This is a genomic window from Kitasatospora sp. NPDC053308, assembly GCF_055585785.1.
Genome location: NZ_JBVJJY010000018.1, coordinates 1 through 26,430, shown reverse-complemented (window position 1 = coordinate 26,430; position 26,430 = coordinate 1). Strand labels below are relative to the sequence as shown.

Sequence of the window (26,430 nt, the reverse complement as noted above, 5' to 3'; positions counted from 1 at the left end):
GGCCCGGCACCACCGCGCAGGCCCCGTATCCCATCGGCACCGGCGACAGCGCGCTCCTCACCGCGCGGGTGCGGGACGAGCCCCTCGCCCTCACCCTCGGCCCCGCCAGATTCCGCCGGAGCACCTGGTACGTAGAGGCCCGACTGGGTACCACCGCTTACCGGCTCGCCGCCAAGACCTCGGATACCAGCACCTTCGCACGCGACAGCGAACACATCGCCACCTTCGAGGCCCACGGGAGCGAATGGATCTCCGCAGCCTGGCAACGTCCCGTCGACCCCCACGACGCCACCATCGGCTACCTCCTCGCCCTCTCATTCGGCACCGGCGCCCAAAGCGCCCCCCCGTGCCTTCGTCATGGCCCTGCTCGATTCCCTCCCAGGCCTGTAGTCGCCCCGGGCCGCCCGGCCCCGGAGACGACACGGCCGGTCACGGAAGTCCCCTGGACCATGCCCCGCCAGCCGCCGCCCGGCCGCTGGTGGTCACGCAGGAGCCGCAGGAGCGCGCCGATCAGGGTGCCGCGCGGCGAGATCGCGAACCGGGCGTTGGCGAGAACGGCGCGATCCATGTCGAGGTAGAGCACGCCGCCCCTGATCAGGTGCCGGCCGCCCGAGCGGTCGGCGTCATGAGTGTTCGAACCTGGCCGAATCATTCGAGGGGCAGACCGTCAGCCGGTTCCCTTGAGTCGGGAACGGGCAGCGCGACATCGATTCCACTGCCTGACGCTCTGTTCCCCGCTCATCACGAGCGATCCACTCGGACTGCGGCCACGCCGCTGGTGGCGTGGCATCACGGGCGAATCGCGGCCTGCAAGGGGCCGGCGACGCCATGGAGCAAAGGACAGGTCATGAACATCCGGAAGAAGCTCGCAGCGACCGCGCTCACCGGCGGCCTCCTCCTGGGGGGCGTCACGCTGGCCACCCCTGCCAGCGCGGCCACTGCCGGCAACGGCGACTACTGCGGGCCCACCACCCAGGTCATCCCGGGCGGCAGCGTGTACGCCAAGGCGTGCGTCTCGATCAACAACGGCGTCTACCAGGCTCATGCCTACGTGACCAGCCAGGGCGACAACACCTTCAGCGCCTCGAACGTGTTCATCAACTCCGGCGGCAACTACTACAACTACGGCTCCTGCAGCTTCCCGTCGAACGCGACATTCTACAACTGGACGTGCTACGGGGGGCCCGCCCGGTACAGCTACAACGGCTACGTCCAAGGCCAGATCGAGCTGTGGATCAACGGCGGCTACTACAAGGCCTTCTCGCCGTCCGAGTACGTCGGCTGAGCCGGCGGGCCTCGACCCACCACAGCGAGGCCGCGGGCGGCGGACGAGCTGCCAGTGCCCCAGGCCTCCGCCCCCCACGCCGCCACTGCAGGGTTCGCTCGCACGGGACGGGCCCGCACCGGTGAGGTAGCAGGCCTCGGTGCGGTGGATGGCGTCCGCCCTCCAGCCCGCCCCCGGAGGTGCCTGGAGGCCGTCCCCCAAGCCGGGGGACGGCCCCCAGCCCCCGTCCCCGTCGGTGCCACCGGCACCGGTTCGCCCGCCCGGCGGAAGCACCTCCCCGGCAGAAACGGCCGCCGGCTCCTCGGCAACGCCCGCATCCGGAACGGGGCGCTCGTCGTGGTGATGAAGGGCCTTTGCCGGTCCCGCCGGCAGCCAGTCCGTTGTCCGCGGCGGCGACAGCGACGGCGACGGCGCCGTTCTCGTCGGGCAGCCGCACCGTCGACGCCCTGACGTCGAGCTCGATGCTCGGCACCTGCGCAGAGCCGTGCCGGTCAGCTCACCTGCGGCTCCGCGGGCGGGCCATCTCAGGAGGGGGCTGATCGGCTATCAGGGCGTGCGGCATCACCGCTGACCTGTGTGCCTTCCTCCTGCCAGGTTCGGGCGAACATCCGCGGCGTTCACCTTCGGGGTGAAGCGTTCGACGCGGCGGCCCCTACTCGACGGCCGGGGTGGTCACTGCGCTTGACTCCGCAGGCGTCCGACTGGGGGCCGAGCGCGGATCTCGTCGGTCTCGAAGGACACGCGCTTGTCCTGACCGGCGAGCACAACGGTCCCCCCGCTGAGGCCGGCGACAGTCGTGGGCCAGCCGGACCAGGTGTCCACCTCGAGGTTCTTCACCCCGACACAGACCAGGACGAACTCGACCGCGTTGTGGCCGCGGGCCCGCCACAGGTCGGCGGCACCGGCCGGGATGCCGAAGGCGGAGAACCTCAAGGTGACCGACGCCTCGCGCTCGTCGATGAGGACGGACTCCAAGTGGTAGTCCGCCAGGGGTGGTGGGGGCGCGCCGAGGACGTCGCGGATCACCTCGGGGTTGGCGACCTCGGCGGACCAGTCATGCTCGCTCATAGAACACCTTCGCAGTCGTGGGAGGCAGCACCCCCTGGTACAGGCGCTGGTCCAGGGGACTCGCGAACCATCGCCGGGCCGCGTACGGGTCCCCGTCGCCGGAGCGGTAGGCGTTGAGACGGCCCACCGTCAGAGAGTGCGCGGTGAAGCCCAGCGAGAACTCCGGACCGCTCACCGCGACCCCGATCCGACGTTCAGGGCTCTGGAGACGGGGACCGAACTCGATGTCGACCACGGTGCTGTCGGGTATGCCCCGCATGCGCAGGCCTTCGCCCACGGCGTGGAACTCGATCTGGGCCTCGAACCGGTCACAGCCGGCCTCGGTCCACTCCGGCGGGGCGAGATCCGGGAAGCGGGGAAACTCGACCCGCAAGGTCACGGCCGGGCCGTACGGACTGAGGTGCACGGATCTGAGCACCAGGCGCTCCAACGCCGGCAACTCGGTGTAGAGCGCGGTGAACCGCTCGGAGCGGACCAAGAACTGCGGCCATGCGCCGGCTGACATAGGTGGGCCCCTTCGCACCGGGTGCTTCGTGCCCCACGAACCCGGCGGCTCCGTGCCCCAGGCGGCAGCCGAAGATCACCGAAGGGCACTCTGGTTGGGAGGATACCGTGCCGACGGCGCTCGACGAGCCCGGACGGACACGGCGCCACGAGCGAGCGATCGGGCCGGTCCGCTCCCCGCTCGGCTCGGGCCCGCAGTTCGTCCCGGCTGCTTGCCTTGCGCGTGGATGGGCCTCGCGAGGGCATCAGCGGCATTCACGAGGCGGAGCGCAGTCCACGTCCACGTCCACGTCATCCACGTCGTCCGGGCCGTCCACGCCGTCCGGGCCGGCAGGCGCGGCCGTCGGAGGCGTCACCGGCCGGGCAGCCGGCCGGGAGCGCGTGGCGCCCCGGCCGCGCGGGCGGCCGGGGCGTCCCGTGCTCAGGCCACGGCCGCACCGCTGCCGGCGATGACCTCGGGCCGCAGGAGGGCCGCGAGCCGCTCCGCCGGGAGCAGGCCCTTCTCCAGGACGAGTTCGGCCACGCCCCGGCCGCTCGCCAGGGCCTCCTTGGCGATGTCGGTGGCCGCCGTGTACCCGATGTGCGGGTTCAGGGCGGTCACCAGGCCGATGGAGTTCTCGACGGTCGCGCGCAGCACCTCGGTGTTGGCGGTGATGCCGCCGACGCAGCGCTCGGCGAGGGTGAGGCAGGCGGCGCGCAGATGGGTGATCGACTCCGACAGCGAGTGCAGGATGATCGGCTCGAAGGCGTTGAGCTGGAGCTGGCCGGCCTCGGCGGCCATGGTGATCGCGACGTCGTTGCCGATCACCTCGAAGGCGACCTGGTTGACGACCTCGGGGATCACCGGGTTGACCTTGCCCGGCATGATGCTCGAACCGGCCTGCACGGGCGGCAGGTTGATCTCGCCGAGGCCGGCGCGCGGCCCGGAGGACAGCAGCCGCAGGTCGTTGCAGGTCTTGGACAGCTTGACGGCGATGCGCTTGAGCACCCCGGACATCTGGACGAACGCCCCGCAGTCCTGGGTGGCTTCGACCAGGTTGGCCGCGGTCACCAGGGGCAGCCCGGTGAGGTCGGCGAGGTGGCGCCGGGCGGCTTCGGCGTACCCGGCGGGGGCGTTGAGGCCGGTGCCGATGGCCGTCGCGCCGAGGTTGATCTCGTGGATCAGCTCGACGGCCTCCGCGAGCCGGCTGCGGTCCTCGTCGAGCATGACGGCGAAGGCGGAGAACTCCTGCCCGAGCGTCATCGGCACGGCGTCCTGCAGCTGCGTGCGGCCCATCTTCAGCACGTCGCGGAACTCGACGGCCTTGCGGGCGAAGGCGTCCTGGAGCACGGCCATCGCGTCGAGCAGGCCCCGCACCGCGAACACCGTCGCGATCCGGACGGCGGTCGGGTAGACGTCGTTGGTGGACTGGCCGAGGTTGACGTCCTCGTTGGGGTGCAGGTGCCGGTACTCGCCCTTGGCGTACCCCAGCAGCTCCAGGGCGCGGTTGGCGACGACCTCGTTGGCGTTCATGTTGGTCGAGGTGCCGGCGCCGCCCTGGATGACGTCCACGACGAACTGGTCGTGCAGTTCTCCGCCGCGGATCTCGCGGCAGGCGGCGACGATCGCCCCGGCCTTCGCGGGTTCCAGCAGGCCGAGTTCCTCGTTGGCGAGGGCGGCGGCCTCCTTGACCGCAGCCAGCGCGTCGATCAGGTGCGGGTAGGTGGAGATGGGCGTGCCCGTGATGGGGAAGTTCTCGGTGGCGCGCAGGGTGTGGACGCCCCAGTAGGCGTCGGCGGGGACGTCGCGGTCCCCGAGCAGGTCGTGTTCGCTGCGGGTGGCGGCGGTCATGGGTGGGCGGGTCCTCTTCTCGCGGGGGTGGGTCGGGTCAGGCGGGGGAGAGCTGGGCGGACGGGTCCAGCGCCGGCACCGGCCGCACGCCGCCGACGGGTCGGCCGCCGCCGGTCGCCGGTTCCCCGGCGAACCCGGTGAGCAGCCGCGGGTCGACTCCCGCCAGCGCCAGGGCTGCGGCCGCGACCGGGACGCGCGCCCGGTTCGCCCCGTCGGCGATCTTCAGGGCGATGGCGCGGCCGTCCGGCAGCGCGGCGACCTGGACGCCCTCGAAGCCGTCCTTGGCGATCAACCCGGGGACCGCACGCATCAGTTCGGCGACGTCCCTTCCGGCGCCGGAGGCCATCTCCGGATGCCCGCGCAGCGCGTCCGCCACCCGGAACTCGGGGGTTCCGGGCGCGGCGGTGGCGATCCGTGCGGCGGCCCGGGCCAGGCCGTGCAGGGAGACGGCGAACAGCGGGGTGCCGCAGCCGTCCACGCTGGCGCACGCGATGCGCTGGCCGGTGAGGTCCTCCACGACGTCCGCGATCATCCGCTGGAGGGGGTGCCCGGGGGCGTCGTAGTCGTGCAGCGGCCAGCCGTTGAGCTTGCACAGGTGGAGCATCGCGGCGTGCTTGCCGGAGCAGTTCTGGGCGAGCCGGGTGGGCTTGCGGTCCTCGCGGATCCAGGCGTCGCGGACGGCCGGGCCGTACGGCAGGTCCGGGACGTTGCGCAGGTCGTCCTCGGTGAGGCCGGCGAGCGCCAGGATCCGTCGGGCGCCGGCGAGGTGGCGCTCCTCGCCGGAGTGGCTGCCCATCGCGAGGGCGAGCAGTTCGCCGTCGAGCGGCAGTCCGGCGCGGACCATGGCGACGGCCTGGACGGGCTTGAGGGCGGACCGCGGGAAGCAGGCGGCCTCGGTGTCGCCGAGGCGGAAGCGGACGCCTCCGTCCGCGTCGAGGACGACGACGGAGCCGTAGTGGATGCCCTCGACCACGCCGCCTCGGGTGACGTGGGCGACGGGCGCGTGGTGGGGCTCGCGGATCGCGGGCGCGTCCGCGAGGGGGCTGGTGAGCATGGTGGCCTCGATCGGGGTGGCGTGGGGGCTGCTGACCTGCGGGCGACGGGCCCGGGCGGAGGCGCGGGTGCTCCGCGTCCGCCCGGGCCGTCCGGTGTCAGTCGTCCTTCAGTCGTCGTTCGGTCGTCGTTCAGTCGTCGGTGCCGGCCGCGACGCGGGCGATGCGTCCGCGGATCGCGTACCAGCCGGCGACGAGGGCGGCGGCGATGAGCGGTACGCACAGCACGGTGGTGCGCCCGGCGCCGCCGTCGGCGTACATGAGGACCAGGACGGTGGCCAGGAAGCCCAGCGTCAGGAGTTCGGTCCAGGGCGAGCCGGGCAACCGGTAGGCGGGGCGGGTCAGTTCGCCGGCCTGGGTCTTGCGCCAGAACAGCAGGTGGCAGACCATGATCATGCCCCAGGTGGCGATGATGCCGATGGCGGCGAGGTTGAGCACGATCTCGAACGCGTCGGCGGGGACGACGAAGTTGAGGACGACGCCGAGCACGCACATGCCGCTGGTGAGCAGGATGCCGCCGTAGGGCACCTGGCTGCGGCTCATCCGGGCGGTGAAGCGCGGGGCCGATCCGTTGACGGCCATGGAGCGCAGGATGCGACCGGTCGAGTAGAGGCCGGAGTTGAGCGAGGACATCGCCGCGGTGAGGACGACCAGGTTCATCACGCTGCCCGCCGCCGGGACACCGATGTGGGAGAGCACCGTCACGAAGGGGCTCTGGCCGGCGCTGTACGAGCTCCACGGCATCAGCATCGACAGCAGCACCACCGAGCCGACGTAGAACAGGCCGACCCGCCACATGATCGAGTTGATCGCCTTCGGCATGATCTCCTCGGGCTTCTCGGTCTCCCCGGCCGTCACGCCGACCAGTTCGACGGAGGCGTAGGCGAAGACGACGCCCTGGATGATCAGCAGCATCGGCAGCAGGCCGTTGGGGAAGATGCCGCCGTTGTCGGTGATCAGGGACGGACCGGGGACGGTGCCGTCGACCGGGTGCTGGGTGACGAGCAGGAAGATCCCGATGCCCATGAAGACGACCAGGGCGCTGACCTTGACGATGGCGAACCAGAACTCCAGTTCGCCGAAGATCCGCACGGAGATCAGGTTCACGGTGAGGACGACGGCCAGGGCTATGAGCGCGATCACCCACTGCGGGATGTCGGAGAACAGGTGCCAGTAGTGGGTGTAGGTGGCGACGGCGGTGATGTCGGCGATGCCGGTGGTCGCCCAGTTGAGGAAGTACATCCAGCCGGCCGTGTACGCGCCCTTCTCCCCCAGGAACTCCCGGGCGTACGACACGAAGGCGCCGGAGGAGGGGCGGTACAGGACGAGTTCGCCGAGCGCTCGGACGACGAGGAACGCGAAGACGCCGCAGACGGCGTACGCGACGAACAGGGAGGGCCCGGCGTCGGCGAGCCGGCCGCCCGCGCCGAGGAACAGCCCGGTGCCGATCGCACCGCCGATGGCGATCATGTTGACGTGCCGGGCCTTCAGGGACTTGCTGTAGCCGGTGTCTCCGGCGTCGACGTGACGGGTCGTGGGGCGCTTCTCGTCTTTGAGGAACTGCTCGCTCACGCCTCGGCTCTGCCTTCTCTCGGGGTGTCCGCCCGCTGGGGGCGCACGATGTCGGTCAGGGTGGCCTCCACGCGGTGGAGGTGGTGGGACATCGCCTCGACGGCGTCGGGTTCGGAACCGTCGATCAGGGCCTCGACGATCGCCCGGTGCTCGCAGTTGGACTGCTCGCGCCGACCGCCGAGTTCGTTGAGGAAGGTCGACTGACGCGCCAGTGCGTCACGGATCTCCTCGATGACCCGGCGGAACACCGGGTTGCCGGAGGCCTCGGCCACCGCCAGGTGGAACACGGTGTCGAGGGCGACCCACGCGGTGGTGTCGGTCTCCCGCTCCATCCGGTCGAGCAGGTGGGCCAGGTGGTCGAGGTCCTCCGGGGTCCGGCGCAGTGCCGCGTATCCGGCCACGGGGATCTCGACGTGGCGGCGCACTTCCAGGAGGTCGCTGGCCGCGTAGTCGCCGAAGGTGGGGTCCTCGACGGCGTTCGCCACCACGAAGGTGCCCTTGCCGGTCTTCGAGACCGTCAGGCCCATGGCCTGCAGGGCGCGGAGCGCCTCCCGCAGCACGGGCCGGCTGACCTCCAGGGTCCGGCACAGCTCCGCTTCCGAGGGGAGCTTGTCCCCCACGGCGTACTGACCTTGCTCGATGGCGTTGCGCAGGTGGCCGAAGACCGCTTCCATCGCGCTGACGCGCCGCGGGGCTCCTCCACCTGTCTGGCTGTCTGACAGGTTCACGGGCTGATCCTGCGGGGTGGAGAGCGGCGGTGTCAAGAGACCGCTGCCGCGCCGGTGACTCCGGGCGCACTCCGCCGGACCCGGACCCTGCGCTCGCCGGCGCGGCCCTCGGTGGGAGGCGGAGGCGGAGGCGGAGTCGACCTGGCCGCCGCCACCAGCGCGTGCACCACCGCCGAGTCGAAGGCCATCTCGGGGTGCCACTGCACGCCCATCACGAAGCGGTGCCGGGTGCTCTCGATCGCCTCGACCGTGCCGTCCGCCGTGCGCGCGCCCACGACCAGGCCGGCCCCGAGGGTCTCCACCGCCTGGTGGTGGTGCGTGGCGACCTGCCGCGTCCCCGGCAGGAGCGCGGCGATCCGCGTCCCCGGCACGGTGGTGACGGCGTGCGGCGAGAAGTGCCCGCCGTGCAGGTTGTGCCCGTGGTGGCCGACGGCTTCGGGCAGGTGCTGGATCAGCGTGCCGCCCGCGTGCACGTTCAGCAGTTGCATCCCTCGGCACACTCCGAGCACCGGCATGTCCCGTGCCAGGGCCTCGGACAGCACCGCCCACTCCCACCGGTCGCGCTCGCGCACCGGCGGTCCCGTGCAGGGGTGCGGCTGCGCCCCGTACAGTGCGGGATCCACGTCCTCACCGCTGGTCAGGACGATCCCGTCCAGGCGCGCGACGACATCGGCCGCGGCCTCCGGATCGTCCGGCGGCAGGAGGACCACCCGGCCGCCCGCCGCCTGGACGCAGCTGTTGTACGCCGCGGGCAGCAGCGCGGCGGGCAACTCCCACTCCGCCCACTGGGCGTGGGCGAGGTAGGTGGTGAGTCCGATCAGTGGCTTGGGCATACCACGTCCTTCCGGGGGTGAAGGGATTCGACCGTCGACGGCCGTCTCCCCGCAGCCCGACCGACGGAGGCGGTGGCGGGCGGGCTGCGGAGGAGGGGGTGCACGGCCCCGGCGGGCGCGCGAAGGCACCCGACGACGGCGGGGGCGGGCCGCGGTCCCGGGCTTGCGCATCCGGGCCGCGAGCAAGAATCCTGCTGCCGTTCACGCTTAAGCACAAGAAAAGACATCTTCGCGACAGATAAGTGAGCGTTAACTCGGTGCAGAGACTCGACCCCCGGCTGCTCGCCACCCTCGAAGCCGTGGTCCGCCACGGCTCCTTCAACGCCGCCGCCCGCGAACTGGGCTACAGCGCGCCCGCCGTCTCCCAGCAGATCGCCGAACTGGAACGCCGGGCCGGCCTCATCCTGATAGAGCGCCGCCCGGTGCGCGCCACCCCGGCCGGCACGGTCCTCCTCGACGCCGAACAGCGCGTCCGGAGCGCCCTGGCGGCGGCCTCCGTGGAACTCGACGCGATGCGCGCGGGCACGGCCGGGCGGATCAGGCTCGGCGCCTTCGCCTCCTCCGCCGCCGGCATCGTCCCGCAGGCGCTCGCCGAGCTCCACACGGCCTACCCCGACGTCCGGGTCAGCCTGTCCCAGGTGGAGCCAGAAGCCGGCTACGGCCGGCTCAAGCGGGGGGACATGGACCTCGCCCTCACGTACGACTACGACTTCATCCCGGTGCCGCCGCCCCGGACGCTGCGACGGCTGCTGGTCGCCCGGGACCCGGTGGTGGCGGTCGTCCCGGCCGACCACCCCCTCGCCGACCGGGACGTCATCGCCCTGGCGGACCTCGCCTCGGAGACCTGGATCGCCGCCCCGGAGGCCGCCCTGCGCCTGGAACTGCTCGCCCAGATGGCCAGGACTCCCGGCTTCCAGGCCCGCCTGGACTACGACGGCGACGACTTCAACACCGTGCTCGGCTTCGTGGCCGCCGGCCTGTGCGTCGCCGTCATGCCCCGGCTGGCACTGCCCCCGGGCAGCGCGCAGGTCGTGGCGCGCCCCCTCGCCGACCCGGAGCTGACGCGGTTCATCTACACCGTCCGCATCGACACCCGGCACGCCCCGCGCGCCCTCCTGGCCCTGGAACGGATGCTCGCCGCACAGGCGCAGGCCGCCCTCTCCTGAGCGGGGCGCCGCCGCACGGTCCGGAGCGTCGCCGGCCGGCCCGCGGGCCGGCCCCGGGGGCAGCCCTCAGGCCTCCGACCCGACCCCCTGGTCGGCGGTGAGCCGCTCGCGCCACTCGGCCACGGCGGCCGGGGACATCGCCGCGAGACCGGCGATCGCCTCGTCGTCCCGACCGTCGGTCCAGCTGAGGACCCTGGTCAGGACGGTGTTCCGGACCAGACGGACCTCCTTCAGCAACTCCTCCAGGCGCTTCAGCTCCTCCCCGGTGGCGGCGAGTGTGTCGTCGACCGCCGCCCTCTCCTCGGCCCGCTGCCGCCGCAGGTAGGCCGGCAGGCCGGTGAGGACGACGCCGTCCTCGGCCGCGGCGCCGCGGAACGTCTCGGCAAGGTGCTCCAACACGCAGTCCGGGGCGTCGGCGAGACTCGCTCCCACCACCTTCGCGCCCTCCCAGCTGCGCCGTCCGGCATCGCTGGTCCGCAGCCAGAGCCCGGCCTCCACCGGGGTGCGGTCGCCGCAGGCGGCCGCACGGTAGGCGTACAGGGCCGCGCGGTGACCGTAGAAGGTGTAGCCCTCCTCGATCCGGACGCCCGCCGGGGCGCACATCCGCCCCGGAACGCCGGCGTAGCCGGAATCGGGCCGGTACGCGGCGTACTCGTCCAGTTCGGCGTCGGTGGCCGTCGCCCACGCCGGGTCGCACAGCTCGGGATTCCGGTCGAGGAAGTCCGCCACTTCGACCCGCCAGGCGGGCACCGGGCTCATCCGGGGTTCGGCCCAGACCACCGCTCCCCCGGCGTCGAGCGTGTACCGGCAGGCCTGTTCGAGATCGACCCACGCCGTCGCGGCTTCGGCCGACCACTCCAGGTCCGCGTCCGGACCCACCCGGTGCAGCGAACCGATCACCCGTTGGACCAGCGGCAGGACCCGTCGGGCCAGCGCGTGGAGTTCCTCGGCCGTGAAGAACCGCCAGGTCTCGGAGCCCCGGTCGTCGACGGCGCGGTGGGTGAGCAGGACGGCGAACACGGCCGGGGAGGGCAGCGCGCCGTCGCCGACCGTCGCCCGGCGGTGTCCCGGGAGCCAGGAGCCGGCGTCCTCGCCCCGGCCCCGCCAGTCGGTGTCCCCGAACCACACCGCGCCGGTGGCGGCGTCGACGGCGAGCCACTGGTGGTAGGCGTTGCCCGGCCCGTACCGCTCCTCGCGGTGCTCGGCCTGCCGGTCGTGCCACACGTATTCCGCCGGGGGCGGGTTGAGTTGGACGGCGACGAAGCCGTCCTGCGGGCTGTAGCCGACGACGAGGTGGGCTGCTGGTTTGCTGTGCTCGGTCCCGGACATGCGGCTCCCTCCGTGCCGGACCGTGGCGGTTCCGCCACTGTGCGGCACCGAGCCTGCCCTGCGCACCGCCGAACGATCAAATCCGATCAGGTGTGGACGTGTCGCCCCCGAAGGGTCCGTACACGAGCGGAATCGGCGACGGGCGGGCTCCGGAGCGCGGACGCTCCCCACGGGCGGGGCGCGGGGCCCGGCCTTGACGCGAAGCCGCGCTGCGGCGCATGATTCGACCTGTGAACCTGTCAGACAGCAAGACAGGCAGGCGGTTCCGGTTCCGGGCCGCCAGAACCACCGGCTCGGCCCTGTCCTGTCGGGCTGCCCCCACAGATGCCGTGGAGGCGGTCCGACCGGGCAGGGCCGAGCCGGGGTTCGGCCCTCGTTCCCGACCGCATCGGGCGGTGCGGCGAGGTCGACCGGTTCCGCGAGCGAGCCGACCTCGTGGGGGCGGCCTGAACGCTACGGCGCGAGCGCCCGCTCGGCTTCCTGCTGCCCGGTGACGGTGAGGTTCAGCGCCCGGTCCCCGAGGACGCCCAGTTCGGGTTCGGCGAGGCTCGCGCCCGAGGACGCCGACCACCGGTTGAGCAGGCAGACGGTCTGGTCCTTGAGCTGGACGTAGAGGCTCGCGCCCTTGGGGTCGATCCGGTCGAGGCAGGTGGCCGTCAGGTGGCCCACCGGGTCGGTGCCGTACTCCGGCACCGGGTCGGCCTTGGCGGCCCGGAAGCGGGTCAGGGCTTCGCTCTCCCAGGCGCGTCGGGAGTCGGCGCCGCGCTCGCGCACCACGTCGTCGGCGATCGCGTCGTACGCTCCGGCGGGCATGGCGGCGAGCCCGACCTGGTTCTCGATCTGGGCGTCGGCCGGGTTCGGCTTGACCGTGGCGAGGCCTGCGGCAGCCTGCCGCAGGTCGGCGGCGCGCAGCAGGGCGTAGGCGGTCGGGTCCTCCGAGAGGCCGCGCAGTGCCGGCACCAACTCCCGCTGCTGGACGGCGAAGTGGACGCCCTGACCGTCCTGCCAGGCGTCACTGCTCGGCTTGTCGTGCACGTTGTAGGTGTCGTTGACCAGGGTCAGTACGGCGTGGGTGTCGGCGGCGTAGTCGGCGACGGCTTCGGCGAGGGGCCGGCGGACGTCCGGGTGGACGTGGTGGTCCGTGCGGTCGGCGAGCGTGAGGACGACGGCGCGCATGGCACGGGCCTGCTCCAGGGTGTGGACGCCCGGCTGGTCGCCCGTGGTGGCGCGGCGCAGGCTGACGGCCAGGTCGGTGCAGGAGAGGTCGGAGCGCCAGGCCGGACCGAGCACGGTGCGGATGCGGTCGTCGGTGCGCAGGCCGGCGCAGTCGCGGTCGGGGTCGTCCCGGCCGAGCGTCCACCAGAGGCCCAGGGCGGCCGCGGCCGCCACCGCCAGGGCGATGGCGGCGGCGACGGCGGTACGGCGGGAGGTGCGGGCGGCGGCCATCAGGCGTTGCCCCGGCCGAGGTAGTGGCCGGCCTGGACGCTCCCGCGGTTACGGGAGTTCAGCGCGTCGTCCTGGAGCCCGTTGATCACGTCGTCCTCCGGATTCATGCCGCGTTCACGGGCCCAGATGCCGATCATGTCCGACATCTGCTTGTTGCCCTCCAGGTAGGTGTCCGAGATCTTGGCGTTGGCCTCGGCGTTGTTCTGGTCCTTCTCGTTCAGGCTCACCTCGTAGGTCCAGGTGTCGACCAGGCGCTGGGCGGCGTCGCCGACCACCGGGATCGGGGTGATGGGGGCGCCGACGGTGTGGTAGAGGATCTTGGCCTTCCAGTCGGCCTGGGCGTTCTTGTCGTCACGCATGTCCATCGCCGCGTCGGCCCGGATGGCGTCGAACGTACCGAGCACCGTCGCGCCCTGGTCCATCCGTGCCTTCATCTGGGCCTCGGTGGGGTGGGGGCCGAGGCTCGCGAGGTCCTGGGCGATCCGTGCGGTCTCCGCCTGGTGCAGCGTGCCGTAGGCGGCCGGGTCGTCCGAGAGTCCCCGCATGACCCGGACCAGGCTGTCCTGGCCGACGGCCATCCGCACGGTGTCGCCGTCCTTCCAGACGGAGTCGTGCCCGGTGTGCGGGCTGTAGACGTCGTTGCGCCCGTTGAGAAGCTCATGGGTGTCCCCGACGTAGTCGGCGAGGGCGTTGGCGAGCGGCTTCCGCAGCGTGTCCTTGATCGTGTCGCCGCCCTGGCCCTCGTCCAGGGTGGTGATCGTGTCGTGCATGACCCGGGCCTGCGCCTCGGTGTGCTTGCCGTCGTGGGCGCTGCCGGCCGGCTCGCCGGTGGCGGCGGCTTCGATCGCGGCGGCCAGACCGCTCTGGGCGAGCGGGTCCGGCATCTTGACCGTGGTGTAGCCGGTGAGGTAGCCCTCCGGCCACTGCCGGTCCTTCAGCAGGTAGTGCAGGCGCTTGTTGGAGCCGTCCGCTCCCGGGTCCAGGTAGGCCGTCGCGGCCTCGGGCTGGCGTCCCATCACGGTCAGGACGTTGTCCAGCGGGTCGGCGCCGAGAGCGGTGCCGGTGTGGTTGGCCTGGTAGCTCCACAGGCCCGGGTGGTCCTTCTCGGTGGCGGTGATGTCGTCGGCGAGGTCGGTGAGGAAGGGCGTGGAGTACTTCCCGCTGCCCTTGGTCATCAGGGTGGTGAGGATCTGGTAGCCGTACACCGGCTCGGTGTTGGAGCCGAAGTTCTTGTCCCCGGCGCCCTTCATGGACTCGCGCCACTTCTTGTAGAAGTCGCTGTTCGGGTCCTGCGTCGCGGAGGCCAGCGCCCGGGTCAGGTCCGTCCGGAGCCCCGGGTAGGAGGCCTTCTTCCCGCCGTCGTCGCCGGGCGAGTCGAGCTGCTGCGCGAGCTTCAGCATGCCGTCGGGACCGAGCTTGTCGAGCAGCGTCCGGGAGAACTGCGGGCTGTCCGCGTCGGCCTTCATCAGGTTCGCCAGCTGGTCCCGCTCCTCGGGGCTGAGGCTGTCGATGCGGGTGGCGAGCGCGGCCGCACGCTGCGCGTCGGCGGCGTCCCCGCCGCCGATCGCCTGCCCGTTGAAGGTGTTGTCCGGGCTGCCCGCCTTCGACGCGCTGCGCAGGGCCGTCGCGGCCCGCTTGTCGGCGTCGGTGGCCGCCTGCAGGCCGGCCTCGATGGCCTTGGTCCACGTGGCCGCCGCCTCGTTGTAGGCGTCCTGGGTCTCGCGGTCGTGGTGCAGCGCCTCCAGGGTCGCCTTGTCCATCGTGCTGGTGTCCAGGACGGCGACGCCGGTGCCGGTGACCTTGAATCCGGCCTTGACGGCACCGTCCGCGGCGTCGCGGACCTGCTTCTGGGCGGCCTCGAAGTCCGCCTTCGCGTCGTCCAGCAGCGACGCCACGGCGTTCGCCTCGACCTGGGCGGCGGTGATCTGCCCCTTGGTGAGCACCAGTTGGAAGTTCGCCATACTGGCGGTGCCGCCGGTCCACAGCCCGTCGCGGGTCACCGAGAGCACCTTCTGATCGAAGTCGGTCTCCACGGTGTGGAACCTCTGCGCCATCTCACGCCACTTGGCCGCCGCCGTGGCGAGCGTGCCGGGGTTCGCCTTGAGGACGTCCTCGTATCCCAGCATCGCTCACTGCTCCTTGGGCTTGAGCGCGTCGGCGATGGAGATGTTGGTGCCGTGGTAGTTCAAGGTGGTCTGCTCCATCGCCGCACTGTTCTGGTGCAGCCGCCCCGTCAACTGGCCCACCTGCTCGTGCCATTCGGCGAGAGCGGCCCGCAGCGCCCCCGCGGTGTCCCACCCGCTGTGCGCCGTCGCTGCGGCGTCGGTCGACTCGTCGGCGATCCCACCGACGGCCGGGTTGTTCAACGCCATCCCGTTCAGCGCCGCCACCGCACCGTGCATGGCCTGGCTGTTGAGACTGAACTGCCCGCTCGCTGCAGGTCTACTCACGCGCTCCCCCGTCGACGACGTCACTTCGCGAGGCGTCGACCGCGCACCGGTCCGGGACCGGCCATCCTGCTCCCACCCCGTCCGGCGCTGACGCCCCACCGCCGCGATCATACAAAGAGCGGCGGACGACGCCCGACGCCGTCCTCGACGGACCGGACCGACCGAGGGGCGTCGCTCAGCCGGATCGTGGGGCCGCGCCGCCGACCGCCCGGCCGCAGGGATCCGGCTCCCAGCGCGGCGTCTACGTCGTCTACACCCTCACCAGGACGGCCTGGGCCGACCGGCCGTCGAGCCCTGTCGGCGGTCCCACGGGGTTCCGTCCGCGCGGGACCGCCGTCGCTTCCGGGCCGGCCGGCGTGGGCGCTCCCCTGCCGGCCCCGCCCGCCGTCCCCACCGTCCCCGCCGTCGCCGGCGGCCGACGGTCAGGACGCGCAGTCGCGGCAGATGGGCTGCCCCTTGCGGTCCTCGCCGGCGAGCTGGGCGCGGTGGTGGACCAGGAAGCAGGTCATGCAGGTGAACTCGTCGTCCTGCAGCGGTACGACCCGGACGGTGAGCTCCTCCCCGGACAGGTCGGCGCCGGGGAGCTCGAAGCCCTCGACGGCCTCGGGCTCCACGTCGACGGCGGAGCTCTGCTTGTCGTCCCGCTGGTTCTTCAGCGCCTCGATGCTGTCGTCACTGCTCTCGTCGCCGGTGTCGCGCGGGGCGTCGTAGTCGGTGGCCACGGTGGCGTCTCCTCGTCGGGTGTCGCTCACGGCGGGCGGCTCGTGCCGCCCGCCGGCCCCGGAGGGTACCGCCCCGGCGCGTGTTCCCGCCCGATCCGGCCCGTGGGGCGCACCACCATCCCACCCGTGGCGGCCCGTCGGCGCACGACGGGCCGGTGGCGGCCGCGCTCGGCGTGCCCGCCGCGCCCGGGCTTGCGGGCCCGGCGCACGACGGCGCAAGGGTCGGTTCGCGCACGCCCGGGCGGCGCCCCGTGCGCGGAGGGCCACGCCACCCGTTCGGGCGAACCGGTCGGGTACGGCCGGTGGCACCGCCCGGACGCTCCGATACTGGCGCGACGTCCACGAGTCCCCGGGTGGGGAGAGGCGCGGTGACCGATGAGTAAGAGCGCGATCCTCCTGGCTTTGCACGAGGGGCCGGTTCGGTCCGGTGCCGCCGGCGAGCAACTCCGCCGAGTGGGAAAGGAGTTGGAGAACCGCGGCTTTGATGTGCGGTGGGCCTCCACCGCCCGCGACGCCCGGGCGGTGCTGCAGACCGAGGCGGCGATCGCCGCGGCGGTCGTCGCCTGGGACCTCGCCCCCGGCGGGCCCGGCGGCGGACCGGTCGGTCCCCAGGACGGGGGCGCCGACGTGCTGCGGACGATCGGGCGCCGCTTCAAGGACCTCCCCTCCTTCCTCGTCATGCCGGACGACTCGGAGCAGGAGTTCGAAGCGCTGCCGCTCTGGGTGTCGGAGGTGGTGACTGGCTACATCTGGCCCCTTGAGGACACTCCGACCTTCGTCGCCGGCCGGGTCGAGGCCGCCGCGCGGGCCTACCGCAGCGACATCCTGCCACCGTTCTTCAAAGCGCTGCAGCGGTTCGACGACGCGCACGAGTACTCCTGGCACACCCCCGCCCACTCGGGCGGCGTCGCGTTCCTCAAGTCCCCGGCAGGGCGGGCGTTCTTCGACTACTACGGCGAGCGCCTGTTCCGCACCGACCTGTCCATCTCGGTCGGTGAGCTGGGTTCGCTGTTCGAGCACAACGGCCCGATCGGCGAGGCCGAGCGCAACGCGGCCCGGGTCTTCGGGGCCGACCGCACCTACTTCGTCCTGCACGGCGACTCCACGGCCGACCGGATGGTGGGCCACTACAGCGTCGCGAGGGACGAGATCGCCCTGGTGGACCGCAACTGCCACAAGTCGGTGCTGCACGGGCTGGTGATCTCCGGCGCCCGCCCGGTCTACCTGGTGCCCACCCGCAACGGGTACGGACTCGCCGGACCGCTGCCACCGACCCGGACGGACCCCGAGGTGGTCCGCGCCAGGATCGCGGCCAACCCGCTGACCGCAGGCGCCGTCGACCCGCAGGCGCAGTACGCGGTGATCACCAACTCGACGTACGACGGCCTCTGTTACGACACCGTCCGGACCGCCCGCGCGTTCGCGCCCAGCGCGCCCCGGCTGCACTTCGACGAGGCCTGGTTCGCCTACGCCCGCTTCCACCCGCTGTACGAGGGCCGTTACGGCATGGCGGTCGGCCCGGAGACCTTCGACGACCCGCTGCGGCCCACGGTCTTCTCCACCCAGTCGACACACAAGCTGCTCGCCGCCCTCTCCCAGAGCGCGATGGTCCACGTACGGTCCGCACCCCGGGCGCCGGTGGAGCACGAGCGGTTCAACGAGGCGTTCATGATGCACGGCACCACCTCGCCGTTCTACCCGGGGATCGCCTCGCTCGACGTCGCCACGGCCATGATGGACGGCCCGCAGGGGCAGTGGCTGATCGACGAGGCCGTCACCGAGGCCATCAGGTTCCGTCAGGCCGTCGTCCGGACGGCACGACGGATCGCCGCCGCCGGCGACCGGCCCGCCTGGTTCTTCGGCGTCTGGCAACCGGACGCCGTCACCGACCCGGCCACCGGCGAGCGGTTCGACTTCGCGGACGCCCCGGCCGCGCTGCTGAGCCGGGAACCGAGCTGTTGGCACCTGGAACCGGACGCGGACTGGCACGGCTTCCCCGGCCTCACCGAGGGGTACTGCCTGCTCGACCCGATCAAGGTCACGCTCACCTGCCCCGGCGTCACGGCCACCGGACGGACGTCCGACTGGGGCGTTCCCGCCCGGATCCTGACCGCCTACCTGGCCGGCCGTGGCATCGTCGTGGAGAAGACCGACAGCTACAGCACCCTCGTGCTCTTCTCCATGGGCATCACCAAGGGCAAGTGGGGCACCTTGATGGACGCGCTGATGGACTTCAAGGCGCTGCACGACGGCGAGGCACCGCTCGACCGCGTCCTGCCCGGCCTCGTCGATCAGTACCCCCACCGGTACACCGGTCTGACGCTCGGGCAGCTGTGCCGGCAGATGCACGAGCACCTCACCGGCGCCGAACTGATCGACGCCCTCGACACGGCGTTCCGCGAGCTGCCCGAGCCGGTCGCGCCGCCCCAGCACTGCTACCGGCAGCTGATCCGGGGCGGCACCGAGCGGCTACCGCTGGCACGGGCCGCCGGCCGGGTGGCCGCCGCGATGGTCACCGTGACGCCGCCCGGGATCCCGGTGCTGATGCCGGGCGAGGCCGTCGGCGCCCCCGGCGGGCCGCTGCTGCGCTATCTCGGGGCACTCGAGGAGTTCGACCGGCAGTTCCCCGGGTTCCGCAGCGAGACCCACGGCGTCACGATCGACCCGGCCACCGGCGACTACCTGATCGAGTGCGTCCGCGAGCCGTGACCGTCCGAGGCGGTTCGCCCGACCGGGCGGCCCCGCCTCGGACGGCGCCGGCGCTCAGCGCCGCCCGGACGGACTGCCGATGCGCAGCAGGTTGCCGCTGCGGTCGACCAGCGCGAACTCCCGCATCCGGTAGCCGGTGTCGGTGGGCGGCATCAGCCGGCTGCCGGTGGCCCGGTCGGTCGGCACGCCGAGCCGTGCCCAGTCCCGGTGCAGCGCGTCCGCGTCCCGGACGTGCAGGTAGCAGCCGCCGGCCGTGGTCAGCGGGTCCACACCGGGGTCGTGCCGGAAGTGCAGTTCGACCGTCCCCCGGACCACGATCAGGTAGCCGTCCTCGCCGCCCTCGCCGCCCTCCCCGTCCCAGCGCCCGCGCGGCTGGAAGCCCAGGCGGGCGTAGAACTCCGAGGTCTCGTCCAGGTCCCGGCTGGGCAGGACCGGTACCGCGTACTCGAGGCGTTTCCCGTTCTCGTCCACGGCGCCACCCTAGGGCATCCGGCTGACACCGGGCCCGTGCCGGGCGCGCGGGCCCGTCCGGGGCGCGGCCGCCGCCGGGGGTGTGACGCGGCGCCGCGCGGCGTGTGGGCGTCGTCCGCGCCGGGGACGCTCGTGCGATGCACAGGGAAATCACCGTACGGGTCGACGGGGCCGCGCGTCGGCTGACCGTCGACACGCGCACGACGCTGCTGGACGCCCTACGCGAGCGGCTCGGGGTGACGAGCCCCAAGAAGGGGTGCGACCACGGGCAGTGCGGCGCGTGCACGGTGCTGTCCGGCGGCCGGCGCGTGCTCAGCTGCCTGACGCTCGCCGTCACCCAGGACGGCGCCGAGGTCGTCACCGCCGAAGGGCTCGCCGCCGGCGCGGCCGCGGGCGACGGACCACCGGGCTCCGCCGGCGGCCTGCACCCGGTGCAGCGGGCCTTCGTGGACTGCGACGCCCTCCAGTGCGGCTTCTGCACCCCGGGGCAGGTCGTCTCGGCGGTCGGGGCGATCGACGAGTTCGCCAGGGGCTGGCCGAGCGCGGTGACCGAGGGCCCGGGGGCGCCCCGGCTGGACCGGCCCGAGGTCGCGGAGCGGATGAGCGGCAACCTGTGCCGCTGCGGCGCCTACGTCAACATCGTGGCCGCCGTCCGGCAGGCGGCCGGGGCCTCCGCTGCCCCGCGGGCGGACGCCTCCCCGCCGGGAACCCCCCGGGCGACCGGCACGGAGGTGGCGGGGTGAAGCCGTTCGACTACCTCGCCCCCGCCGACGCCGCGGCCGCCGTGCGCAGCGTGGCCGGGAACCCGGGCGCCGTGTTCCTCGGCGGCGGGACGAACCTGGTGGACCACCTCAAACTGGGCGTCGTGGCGCCCGAGCTGGTCGTCGGCCTCGCCGGTGTCCTGTCCACCGAGGTCGAGGAGCTCGACGACGGCGGTCTGCGGATCGGCGCGGGCGTCGCCAACAGCGAACTCGCCGCGGATCCGCGGGTGCGCGAGCGCTTCCCGGTGCTGTCGCAGGCCCTGCTGTCGGGGGCCTCCGGACAGCTGCGCAACATGGCCACCGTCGGCGGCAACCCGCTGCAGCGGACGCGCTGCGCCTACTTCCAGGACGTCACCACGCCCTGCAACAAACGGGAGCCCGGCTCCGGCTGTTCCGCGATCGGCGGGTGGACCCGGCACCACGCGGTCCTCGGCGCCTCCGAGCACTGCATCGCGGTCCACCCGTCCGACATGGCGGTGGCCATGGCCGCGCTCGACGCACAAGTGCGGGTGCTCGGTCCGGCCGGGGAGCGCACCGTCCCGTTCGCGGGGTTGCACCGGCTGCCCGGCGCCGCACCCGAACGCGACACCGTCCTGGACCACGGTGAGCTGATCACCGCGATCGACCTGCCGGCCGCGCCGATCGCCCGCCGCTCGGCCTACCGCAAGGTGCGCGACCGCGCCTCCTACGCCTTCGCGCTGGTCAGTGTCGCCGCGGCGCTCGACGTCGAGGACGGCGTGGTCGTGGACGCGCGGGTCGCGTTCGGCGGTGTCGCGCACGCGCCGTGGCGCGCGTACCGGGCCGAGGAGGCGCTGCGCGGCGCGCCGGCCTCGGAGCGGAGCTACCGGGACGCCGCGGACGCGGAACTGGCCGACGCCCGGCCGGCCGAGGGACTGGACGGCGGCAACGCGTTCAAGATCCCGCTGTTGCGCCGCACCCTCGCCGCCACCCTGCGCGGCCTGGCAGGAGAGGACTCCCCATGACGTTCCCGAGCGAGCCGGACGCCGTCGGCCGCGATCTGCCGCGCCGGGACGGGGCGGTCAAGGTCCTGGGCACCGCCGGCTACGCCGGTGACGCCCCGTTGGCGGGCGCCGCGTACCTGCACGCCGTCCAGGCCACGATCGCGCGGGGTCGGGTGACCGAACTCGACACCAGCGCCGCCGAGGCACTCGACGGCGTGGTCGCCGTACTCACCCCCGCGACCGCCGAACGCCTGTCCACCGAGGACCGCGAGCTGGCGGTCCTGCAGGACGAGGAGGTCGCCTTCCGCGGCCAGGTCGTCGCCCTGGTCGTCGCCGACAGCTCCGAGGTGGCGCGGCACGCGGCCGCTCTCGTCCGGGTCGGCTACGCGCCACGGGCGCACGACGTCGAGCTGCGGGCCGACCGCGACGACCTGTACACGCCCGAGAAGGTGAATCCGGACTTCCCCGCCGACACCGCCGAGGGCGACGTCGACGCCGCGCTGGCGGCCGCGGCCGTGACCGTCGACGAGACGTACAGCACCGCGATGTACCACAACAACCCGATGGAACCGCACACCACGGCGGCCCTCTGGGACCCGGCGGGTGACGGGTTCCTCACCCTCTGGGACTCCACCCAGGGCGTCCACCCGACGCGTGCCGTCCTGGCGCCGCTGTTCGGTCTGGACGAGGCGCGGGTGCGGGTCGTCTGCCCGTACGTGGGCGGCGGGTTCGGGTCCAAGGGGCAGCCGCACGCCAACGTGGTGCTCGCCGCGATGGCGGCGCGCGCGGTGCCCGGCCGGCCGGTGCGGATCGCGCTGACCCGGCAGCAGATGTTCGCCCTCGCCGGCTACCGCACGCCGACCGTCCAGCGCTGCCGCCTCGGTGCCGACCGGGACGGCAGGCTCACCGCGCTCGCGCTCGACGTCGTCGAACAGACCTCGCGCATCAAGGAGTTCGCCGAGCAGACCGGGGTGCCGGCGCGGATGATGTACGCCTCGGCCAACCGGCGCACCACGCACCGGCTCGCCGCGCTCGACGTCCCGGTGCCCTCCTGGATGCGCGCACCGGGCGAGTGCCCCGGCATGTTCGGCCCGGAGGTGGCGATGGACGAGCTGGCCGAGCGCCTGGGACTGGACCCGGTCGAGCTGCGGAGCCGCAACGAGCCCGCCGTCGAGCCCGGCTCCGGCAAGCCGTTCTCCAGCCGCGACCTCGTCGGCTGCCTGAGGGAGGGCGCGGCGCGGTTCGACTGGGCGCGGCGCGATCCGCGGCCCGGGGTGCGCCGCCTCGGCGACTGGCTGGTCGGCACGGGCGTCGCGGCCTCCACCTACCCGGTCAGCCGCATGTCGACGTCGACGGCGACCATCCGGCGGGAGGGCGGGCGCTACGTGGCCGAGATCGGGGCGGCCGACCTCGGCACCGGCACGTGGACCACCCTGGCGCAGATCGCGGCGGACGCGCTCGGCGTGCCGGTGGACCGGGTGGAGGTGCGGATCGGCGACACCGACCACCCGGTGGCGTCGGTGGCCGGGGGCTCCTCGGGCATGACGACCTGGGGCTCGGCCGTCGTCGAGGCCGCGGCCGCCTTCCGCGCGGCGCACGGGGCCGAGCCGCCGGACGGGGCCGAGGCCTCCGGCTCCGTCGGGCCGGCGGACGACCGCTACGCGATGCACGCCTTCGGGGCGCAGTTCGCCGAGGCCCGCGTCCACATCGACACGGGCGAGGTGCGGGTGGCCCGCCTGCTGGGCGTGTTCGCCGTGGGCCGGATCATCAACCCGCGCACGGCGCGCTCCCAGTTGGTCGGCGGGATGACGATGGGGCTGTCGATGGCACTGCACGAACAGAGCGTGCTCGACCCCCGCACCGGCCACGTCGTCAACCACGACTTCGCCGACTACCACATCGCGGCCAACGCGGACGTCGACGGGATCGAGGCGCACTGGCTGCCCGAGCACGACCCCCACGTCAACGCCATGGGGTCCAAGGGCATCGGGGAGATCGGCATCGTCGGCACGGCCGCCGCGGTGTCGAACGCGGTGTGGCACGCCTGCGGGGTGCGCGTGCGGGACCTCCCGATCACGCTGGACAAGGTCCTGCCCGCCCTGGAGCAGCGGCCCGGCCGGTGAGCGCGGGCAGTGAGCGCGGGGAGAGTGAGCGCGAGAGCAGTGCGCGCGGGGCGGACCGGGTGACCGTCAGGCCGACCCGTCCGTCCGCCGCGCCTGCTCGTGCGCGGCCAGCACCGCGAGGTACCGCCGCCGGACGTCCTCCCGGTCGGCCGGCTCGGCGACCGACTCCCGGCCGAGGCGTTCGATCATCCCCGCCTGGTCGAGCAGCACCCGGCGCTGCCCCTCGTTCCTCGTCTCGGTCATGATCTCCGCGAGGGCGTCGAGCTGGCGGATCAGTACGGCCGGCATCCCGGGGGCGGCCTGCCGGATCTTCTCGAAGGCGCGCTGGACCAGCCGCTCGTAGCTGGCCGGCGCGGTCATCACCCGGATGTACCCGGCGTCGTCCCGGTGGACGGGGTTCGGGCTCCAGCGGGCGGCGATCCGGCACAGCCCCTCGCCGAGCCAGTCGATGCAGGTCAAGGTGGTGAAGGTGTCGTTCACCGCGGTGGACAGGGCCCGGATGGCGATCTCCACCAACTGGTCGACCGCGAAGGCGATGTCCTGGGCGAGCGTGCGCGTCGAGCCCGCGACGTGGGCGCGGGCGAAGCTGCGGGCCACCTCGGGCGCCGCCTCGGGCGGCCAGACGGTGGCCAGTTGGTGGCCCTGGACCAGGAAGTGCCCGGGCCGGTGGTCCAGCCGGATGACGGCGTCCAGGTCGGCGGCCATCCGCACCAGCGTGCGGTGCCGGACGAACTGGAGGTACCCGCTGGCCGGCGCCGGAACGGCGGCCCCCTCGGTGTCGAGCCGGATGCCCAGCTCCTGGGCCGAGGGCCCGCGCGTGACGTCCTTCGGCTCCGGGCCGCCCGCGCTCGCCTCGATCGCCTCGGAGAGCTCGGCCGCGATGCTGGCGATCACCCGGGGCAACTGGATCGAGGTGGCGATGTGGTGGATGAAGAAGATCAGCACCGCGAGGTCGGCGAGCACCAGCACCATGCACACGGTGATCGACAGGTGCGGGACGAAGTCGCCGTTCGGGCCCGGCCCGGTGACGACCAGGGCGAGGATCGCAAAGGTGAACGTGCCGACGAAAGTGCCCAGGGTCAGCTGGGTGGTGCGGTCCCGGATGAAGGTGCGCAGCATGCGCGGCCCGAACTGGGTGGAGGCGAGCGTCAGCGTCACGATCATGATCGAGAACACCACGCCGACCACCGTGATGAGGGCCGCCGCGATCGCCGCCAGGATCTGCCGCGCCGAGTCCGCCGTCCCACTGATCACCCAGGACGGCAGCCCCAGGTCGCCGGCGTAGGCCGCCCGGTCCAGCGCGGCGGTGCCCGCGAACAGCGCCCCGGCGAGCACCACCTCCAGGATCGGGACGACCCACAGGTTGGTGCGCAGCGCCTCCCGCCGCCACTGCGCCTCCAGGTGGACCCCACGGATCACAGCGCCCACCTCCCGTACCCCGGCCCGGTGCGGCGCCGTTCGGACGGCCGCGTACCAACCTTAATCAACCGAAGTCGGGCGATACGGCCGAACGGCCCTCACCCTCCGTCAGGTGTCGGCCTCCGCTCGCCGTCCCGGCTCGTCTGTCGTCTCCGTCTGTCGGCCTCCGCCGGACGACGGCGCCGGCAGCGGCCGCGGCACCCGGCAGCGGCACCGGGAGGCCTGCCCAGGCCTCAATCGGTGTGCTGCGGTGCGGCGGTGGCCCGGGCGTGCGCGGCGGCGCGGATCGGGGAGGGGCCGCAGGCCCACACCATGATCCGCCCGCCGGTCCGGGCCAGCGGGCGGTCCCAGGCCGCGCGGACCGACCGGGGCCGGCGGACGGCGAGTTCGGCCCGGGCCCACGGGGGCAGCAGGCCGATCGAGGCGTTCGTCAGCACCCGGACGGCGGCCCGCTCGCGGCGGCTGCGGCCGAAGCCGCGCAGCAGCCGGAGCACGTCCAGGGCCGGCGGCGTCACCCGCAGCTCCGGCCGGATCCCGGCCAGGTAGGCCGCCACCTCGGCACGGGAGCGCGGTACCTCGCGGGCGCCCAGTCGCTCGGCGACGCGCGCCGCCTCGGCGTAGTAGCGGTCGCACTCGGCGGCGGACAGCGGGGTGGCGGCGAAGGCCTGGTAACCGGTCAGAAAGCAGACCACCTCGGCGGTGTGCACCCAGGTGAGCAGCTCCGGGTCGTCGGCGCGGTAGGGGCGGCCGTCCGGTGCCGTGCCGCTGATCCGGGGGTGGATCCGCCGGACGGCGGCGATCGCCTGTTCGGCCGCCGCCGTCGAACCGAGCGTGGTGGTGGTGACGAACCGGGCCGTCCGGTTCAGCCGCCCGGTCGGATCGACACGGAAGTCCGAGTGCGCGTCGACGGCGGCCATCGCCAGCGGGTGCAGGGACTGCAGCAGCAGCGCCGCGAACCCGCCCACCAGCATCCCGGCCGGGTGCCCGTGCACCCGCCACACCATGCTGTCCGGACCGAACAGGCCCGGATCGCCGGCCGGCCGGTCGTAGCGCTCCAGGTGCAGGTCCGGGCCGTGCACGGTCGCGTTGATCTCGGCCAGCAGCCGCGCCCGCAGCGCGCCCAGCGGCGTCCACCGCGCCGTCCGCGCTCCCGTCGCCGTCCCCGATCCCCTCATACCCACCCCTCCTCGCCCTGCCCTCACCGTACCGAGGGGGCCGACGGCGGCCCGGAGCCGGGTCCAGGCGACCGCGTCTCCTCCGCCCGCGGACCGTCCGGCGCGGTCGGGGCCGCCCCCGCCAGGCCCCGCCGGACGGGTGACTGGTCTCGGCGGCCCGCTCCGGCGCTTCCTCGAACTGCTCATGCGGCACGGGGGTTTGACGGGACGGATCCGGGTCAGACGAGGACCGGGTGGGCAACGATCGGCCCGGACGGCTCCCCTCCCCTCGGGATCGCCGTCCGGGCCGGCCCACCGCTCGGAGCCCGGCGCAGGGCGGCGGAGCAGCCGCACCGCCGCCGGTGAACCGCCCTACGGGAGCCGCGCCGGGGCGAACCTCTCCTTGCCGGTGATCCAGTGGCCGTGGCGCATGACGGCGGTCAGGTCGTGGGTGGTGGAGTCGAGGACGGCGAGGTCGGCGAGTTTGCCGGTTTCGAGGGTGCCGAGGGAGTCGCCGAGGCCGAGGAGGCGGGCGGGGGTGGTGGAGAGGGATTCCACGGCCTGGTTGAGGGTCAGGTGGTTGACCGTCACCGAGCGCTTGAACGCCACGTCCAGGGTGAGCGTGGAGCCGGCGATGGAGCTGTGGTCGGGGAGCATGGCGATGCCGTCGGTGACCTGGACCTGGAGGGGGCCGAGGGGGTAGAGGCCGTCGCCCATGCCGGCCGCGCCCATCGCGTCGGTGATCAGGGTGACTCGGGAGGAGCCGGCGGTGCCGTAGGCGAGGTCGAGGACGGAGGGGTGCAGGTGCACGCCGTCGTTGATCAGCTCGACGGTGACGCGCTCGT

At 73.3% G+C, this 26,430-nt stretch carries 22 protein-coding genes; 6 read left to right on the top strand and 16 right to left on the bottom strand.

The window, feature by feature from the left end; translation table 11 throughout:
* Positions 1-847 precede the first annotated feature (847 nt).
* Positions 848-1,285, top strand: coding sequence for a hypothetical protein (locus tag ACZ6Y7_RS30305; protein WP_465761135.1), 438 nt, complete (start codon positions 848-850; stop codon positions 1,283-1,285).
* Between the two features lie 672 nt (positions 1,286-1,957).
* On the opposite strand, the gene ACZ6Y7_RS30300 is transcribed toward ACZ6Y7_RS30305, so the two are convergent.
* The 7 genes from ACZ6Y7_RS30300 to ACZ6Y7_RS30270 form a co-directional block, all read right to left on the bottom strand.
* On the bottom strand, positions 1,958-2,353 hold the full coding sequence (locus tag ACZ6Y7_RS30300; protein WP_465761134.1) for an Imm50 family immunity protein: 396 nt from the start codon (positions 2,351-2,353) through the stop codon (positions 1,958-1,960).
* Positions 2,340-2,858, bottom strand: coding sequence for an Imm50 family immunity protein (locus tag ACZ6Y7_RS30295; protein WP_465761133.1), 519 nt, complete (start codon positions 2,856-2,858; stop codon positions 2,340-2,342). The genes ACZ6Y7_RS30300 and ACZ6Y7_RS30295 overlap by 14 nt, the downstream gene beginning before the upstream one ends.
* A gap of 420 nt (positions 2,859-3,278) precedes the next feature.
* Positions 3,279-4,688, bottom strand: coding sequence for an aspartate ammonia-lyase (gene aspA / locus ACZ6Y7_RS30290; protein WP_465761132.1), 1,410 nt, complete (start codon positions 4,686-4,688; stop codon positions 3,279-3,281).
* Between the two features lie 37 nt (positions 4,689-4,725).
* The gene (locus ACZ6Y7_RS30285) at positions 4,726-5,742 is read right to left on the bottom strand and encodes an asparaginase (RefSeq protein ID WP_465761131.1); all 1,017 of its coding nucleotides are present in this window, start codon (positions 5,740-5,742) and stop codon (positions 4,726-4,728) included.
* A gap of 130 nt (positions 5,743-5,872) precedes the next feature.
* Positions 5,873-7,312, bottom strand: coding sequence for an amino acid permease (locus ACZ6Y7_RS30280; protein WP_465761130.1), 1,440 nt, complete (start codon positions 7,310-7,312; stop codon positions 5,873-5,875).
* Positions 7,309-7,986, bottom strand: coding sequence for a FadR/GntR family transcriptional regulator (locus ACZ6Y7_RS30275; protein ID WP_402226123.1), 678 nt, complete (start codon positions 7,984-7,986; stop codon positions 7,309-7,311). Before ACZ6Y7_RS30275 ends, ACZ6Y7_RS30280 begins: the two co-directional genes overlap by 4 nt.
* 86 nt (positions 7,987-8,072) lie before the next feature.
* Positions 8,073-8,873: a gamma-glutamyl-gamma-aminobutyrate hydrolase family protein gene (locus ACZ6Y7_RS30270; RefSeq protein ID WP_465761129.1), complete on the bottom strand. Its 801-nt coding sequence runs from the start codon at positions 8,871-8,873 to the stop codon at positions 8,073-8,075.
* Between the two features lie 257 nt (positions 8,874-9,130).
* Between ACZ6Y7_RS30270 and ACZ6Y7_RS30265 the strand changes: the two genes are divergently transcribed.
* Positions 9,131-10,039, top strand: coding sequence for a LysR substrate-binding domain-containing protein (locus ACZ6Y7_RS30265; RefSeq protein WP_465761128.1), 909 nt, complete (start codon positions 9,131-9,133; stop codon positions 10,037-10,039).
* A 66-nt stretch (positions 10,040-10,105) separates the two neighbouring features.
* Here ACZ6Y7_RS30265 and ACZ6Y7_RS30260 read toward each other — a convergent pair whose 3' ends face one another.
* The 5 genes from ACZ6Y7_RS30260 to ACZ6Y7_RS30240 form a co-directional block, all read right to left on the bottom strand.
* A complete protein-coding gene (locus ACZ6Y7_RS30260; RefSeq protein ID WP_465761127.1) occupies positions 10,106-11,368 on the bottom strand; it encodes a hypothetical protein in 1,263 nt (420 codons plus the stop codon).
* 453 nt (positions 11,369-11,821) lie between these two features.
* Positions 11,822-12,814: a hypothetical protein gene (locus ACZ6Y7_RS30255; protein ID WP_465761126.1), complete on the bottom strand. Its 993-nt coding sequence runs from the start codon at positions 12,812-12,814 to the stop codon at positions 11,822-11,824.
* Positions 12,814-14,940, bottom strand: a complete 2,127-nt coding sequence (locus ACZ6Y7_RS30250; protein WP_465761125.1) for a DUF6571 family protein — start codon at positions 14,938-14,940, stop codon at positions 12,814-12,816. Before ACZ6Y7_RS30250 ends, ACZ6Y7_RS30255 begins: the two co-directional genes overlap by 1 nt.
* Before the next feature lie 3 nt (positions 14,941-14,943).
* Positions 14,944-15,264, bottom strand: coding sequence for a hypothetical protein (locus ACZ6Y7_RS30245; protein WP_465761124.1), 321 nt, complete (start codon positions 15,262-15,264; stop codon positions 14,944-14,946).
* A 422-nt stretch (positions 15,265-15,686) separates the two neighbouring features.
* A complete protein-coding gene (locus ACZ6Y7_RS30240; RefSeq protein WP_465761123.1) occupies positions 15,687-15,986 on the bottom strand; it encodes a DUF4193 domain-containing protein in 300 nt (99 codons plus the stop codon).
* Between the two features lie 375 nt (positions 15,987-16,361).
* Between ACZ6Y7_RS30240 and ACZ6Y7_RS30235 the strand changes: the two genes are divergently transcribed.
* Complete coding sequence (locus ACZ6Y7_RS30235; RefSeq protein WP_465761122.1) at positions 16,362-18,695, top strand: Orn/Lys/Arg family decarboxylase; 2,334 nt, start codon at positions 16,362-16,364, stop codon at positions 18,693-18,695.
* 54 nt (positions 18,696-18,749) lie between these two features.
* On the opposite strand, the gene ACZ6Y7_RS30230 is transcribed toward ACZ6Y7_RS30235, so the two are convergent.
* The gene (locus ACZ6Y7_RS30230; protein ID WP_465761121.1) at positions 18,750-19,166 is read right to left on the bottom strand and encodes a bleomycin resistance protein; all 417 of its coding nucleotides are present in this window, start codon (positions 19,164-19,166) and stop codon (positions 18,750-18,752) included.
* 137 nt (positions 19,167-19,303) lie between these two features.
* Here ACZ6Y7_RS30230 and ACZ6Y7_RS30225 point away from each other — a divergent pair, with 137 nt between their 5' ends.
* Genes ACZ6Y7_RS30225 through ACZ6Y7_RS30215 form a run of 3 tightly spaced genes read left to right on the top strand, consistent with a single transcriptional unit; the run spans position 19,304 to position 23,012 of the window.
* Positions 19,304-19,909 (top strand): (2Fe-2S)-binding protein, encoded by a 606-nt coding sequence (locus ACZ6Y7_RS30225; RefSeq protein WP_465761120.1) that lies wholly within the window; start codon positions 19,304-19,306, stop codon positions 19,907-19,909.
* Positions 19,906-20,910 (top strand): FAD binding domain-containing protein, encoded by a 1,005-nt coding sequence (locus ACZ6Y7_RS30220; protein WP_465761119.1) that lies wholly within the window; start codon positions 19,906-19,908, stop codon positions 20,908-20,910. The genes ACZ6Y7_RS30225 and ACZ6Y7_RS30220 overlap by 4 nt, the downstream gene beginning before the upstream one ends.
* Positions 20,907-23,012, top strand: coding sequence for a xanthine dehydrogenase family protein molybdopterin-binding subunit (locus tag ACZ6Y7_RS30215; protein WP_465761118.1), 2,106 nt, complete (start codon positions 20,907-20,909; stop codon positions 23,010-23,012). The genes ACZ6Y7_RS30220 and ACZ6Y7_RS30215 overlap by 4 nt, the downstream gene beginning before the upstream one ends.
* A 66-nt stretch (positions 23,013-23,078) precedes the next feature.
* Here ACZ6Y7_RS30215 and ACZ6Y7_RS30210 read toward each other — a convergent pair whose 3' ends face one another.
* The 3 genes from ACZ6Y7_RS30210 to ACZ6Y7_RS30200 form a co-directional block, all read right to left on the bottom strand.
* Positions 23,079-24,431, bottom strand: coding sequence for a DUF2254 domain-containing protein (locus ACZ6Y7_RS30210; protein ID WP_465761117.1), 1,353 nt, complete (start codon positions 24,429-24,431; stop codon positions 23,079-23,081).
* A 233-nt stretch (positions 24,432-24,664) separates the two neighbouring features.
* Positions 24,665-25,606, bottom strand: coding sequence for an oxygenase MpaB family protein (locus ACZ6Y7_RS30205; RefSeq protein ID WP_465761116.1), 942 nt, complete (start codon positions 25,604-25,606; stop codon positions 24,665-24,667).
* A 351-nt stretch (positions 25,607-25,957) separates the two neighbouring features.
* A partial coding sequence (locus ACZ6Y7_RS30200) for an amidohydrolase family protein (RefSeq protein ID WP_465761115.1) occupies positions 25,958-26,430 on the bottom strand: 473 nt, incomplete at its 5' end.

Coding starts and splice junctions, on each gene's coding strand:
- ACZ6Y7_RS30305 (WP_465761135.1), top strand. CDS start 848: ATGAACATCCGGAAGAAGCTCGCAGCGACCGCGCTCACCGGCGGCCTC.
- ACZ6Y7_RS30300 (WP_465761134.1), bottom strand. CDS start 2,353: ATGAGCGAGCATGACTGGTCCGCCGAGGTCGCCAACCCCGAGGTGATC.
- ACZ6Y7_RS30295 (WP_465761133.1), bottom strand. CDS start 2,858: ATGTCAGCCGGCGCATGGCCGCAGTTCTTGGTCCGCTCCGAGCGGTTC.
- aspA (WP_465761132.1), bottom strand. CDS start 4,688: ATGACCGCCGCCACCCGCAGCGAACACGACCTGCTCGGGGACCGCGAC.
- ACZ6Y7_RS30285 (WP_465761131.1), bottom strand. CDS start 5,742: ATGCTCACCAGCCCCCTCGCGGACGCGCCCGCGATCCGCGAGCCCCAC.
- ACZ6Y7_RS30275 (WP_402226123.1), bottom strand. CDS start 7,986: ATGGAAGCGGTCTTCGGCCACCTGCGCAACGCCATCGAGCAAGGTCAG.
- ACZ6Y7_RS30270 (WP_465761129.1), bottom strand. CDS start 8,873: ATGCCCAAGCCACTGATCGGACTCACCACCTACCTCGCCCACGCCCAG.
- ACZ6Y7_RS30260 (WP_465761127.1), bottom strand. CDS start 11,368: ATGTCCGGGACCGAGCACAGCAAACCAGCAGCCCACCTCGTCGTCGGC.
- ACZ6Y7_RS30255 (WP_465761126.1), bottom strand. CDS start 12,814: ATGGCCGCCGCCCGCACCTCCCGCCGTACCGCCGTCGCCGCCGCCATC.
- ACZ6Y7_RS30250 (WP_465761125.1), bottom strand. CDS start 14,940: ATGCTGGGATACGAGGACGTCCTCAAGGCGAACCCCGGCACGCTCGCC.
- ACZ6Y7_RS30235 (WP_465761122.1), top strand. CDS start 16,362: ATGAGTAAGAGCGCGATCCTCCTGGCTTTGCACGAGGGGCCGGTTCGG.
- ACZ6Y7_RS30225 (WP_465761120.1), top strand. CDS start 19,304: ATGCACAGGGAAATCACCGTACGGGTCGACGGGGCCGCGCGTCGGCTG.
- ACZ6Y7_RS30215 (WP_465761118.1), top strand. CDS start 20,907: ATGACGTTCCCGAGCGAGCCGGACGCCGTCGGCCGCGATCTGCCGCGC.
- ACZ6Y7_RS30205 (WP_465761116.1), bottom strand. CDS start 25,606: ATGAGGGGATCGGGGACGGCGACGGGAGCGCGGACGGCGCGGTGGACG.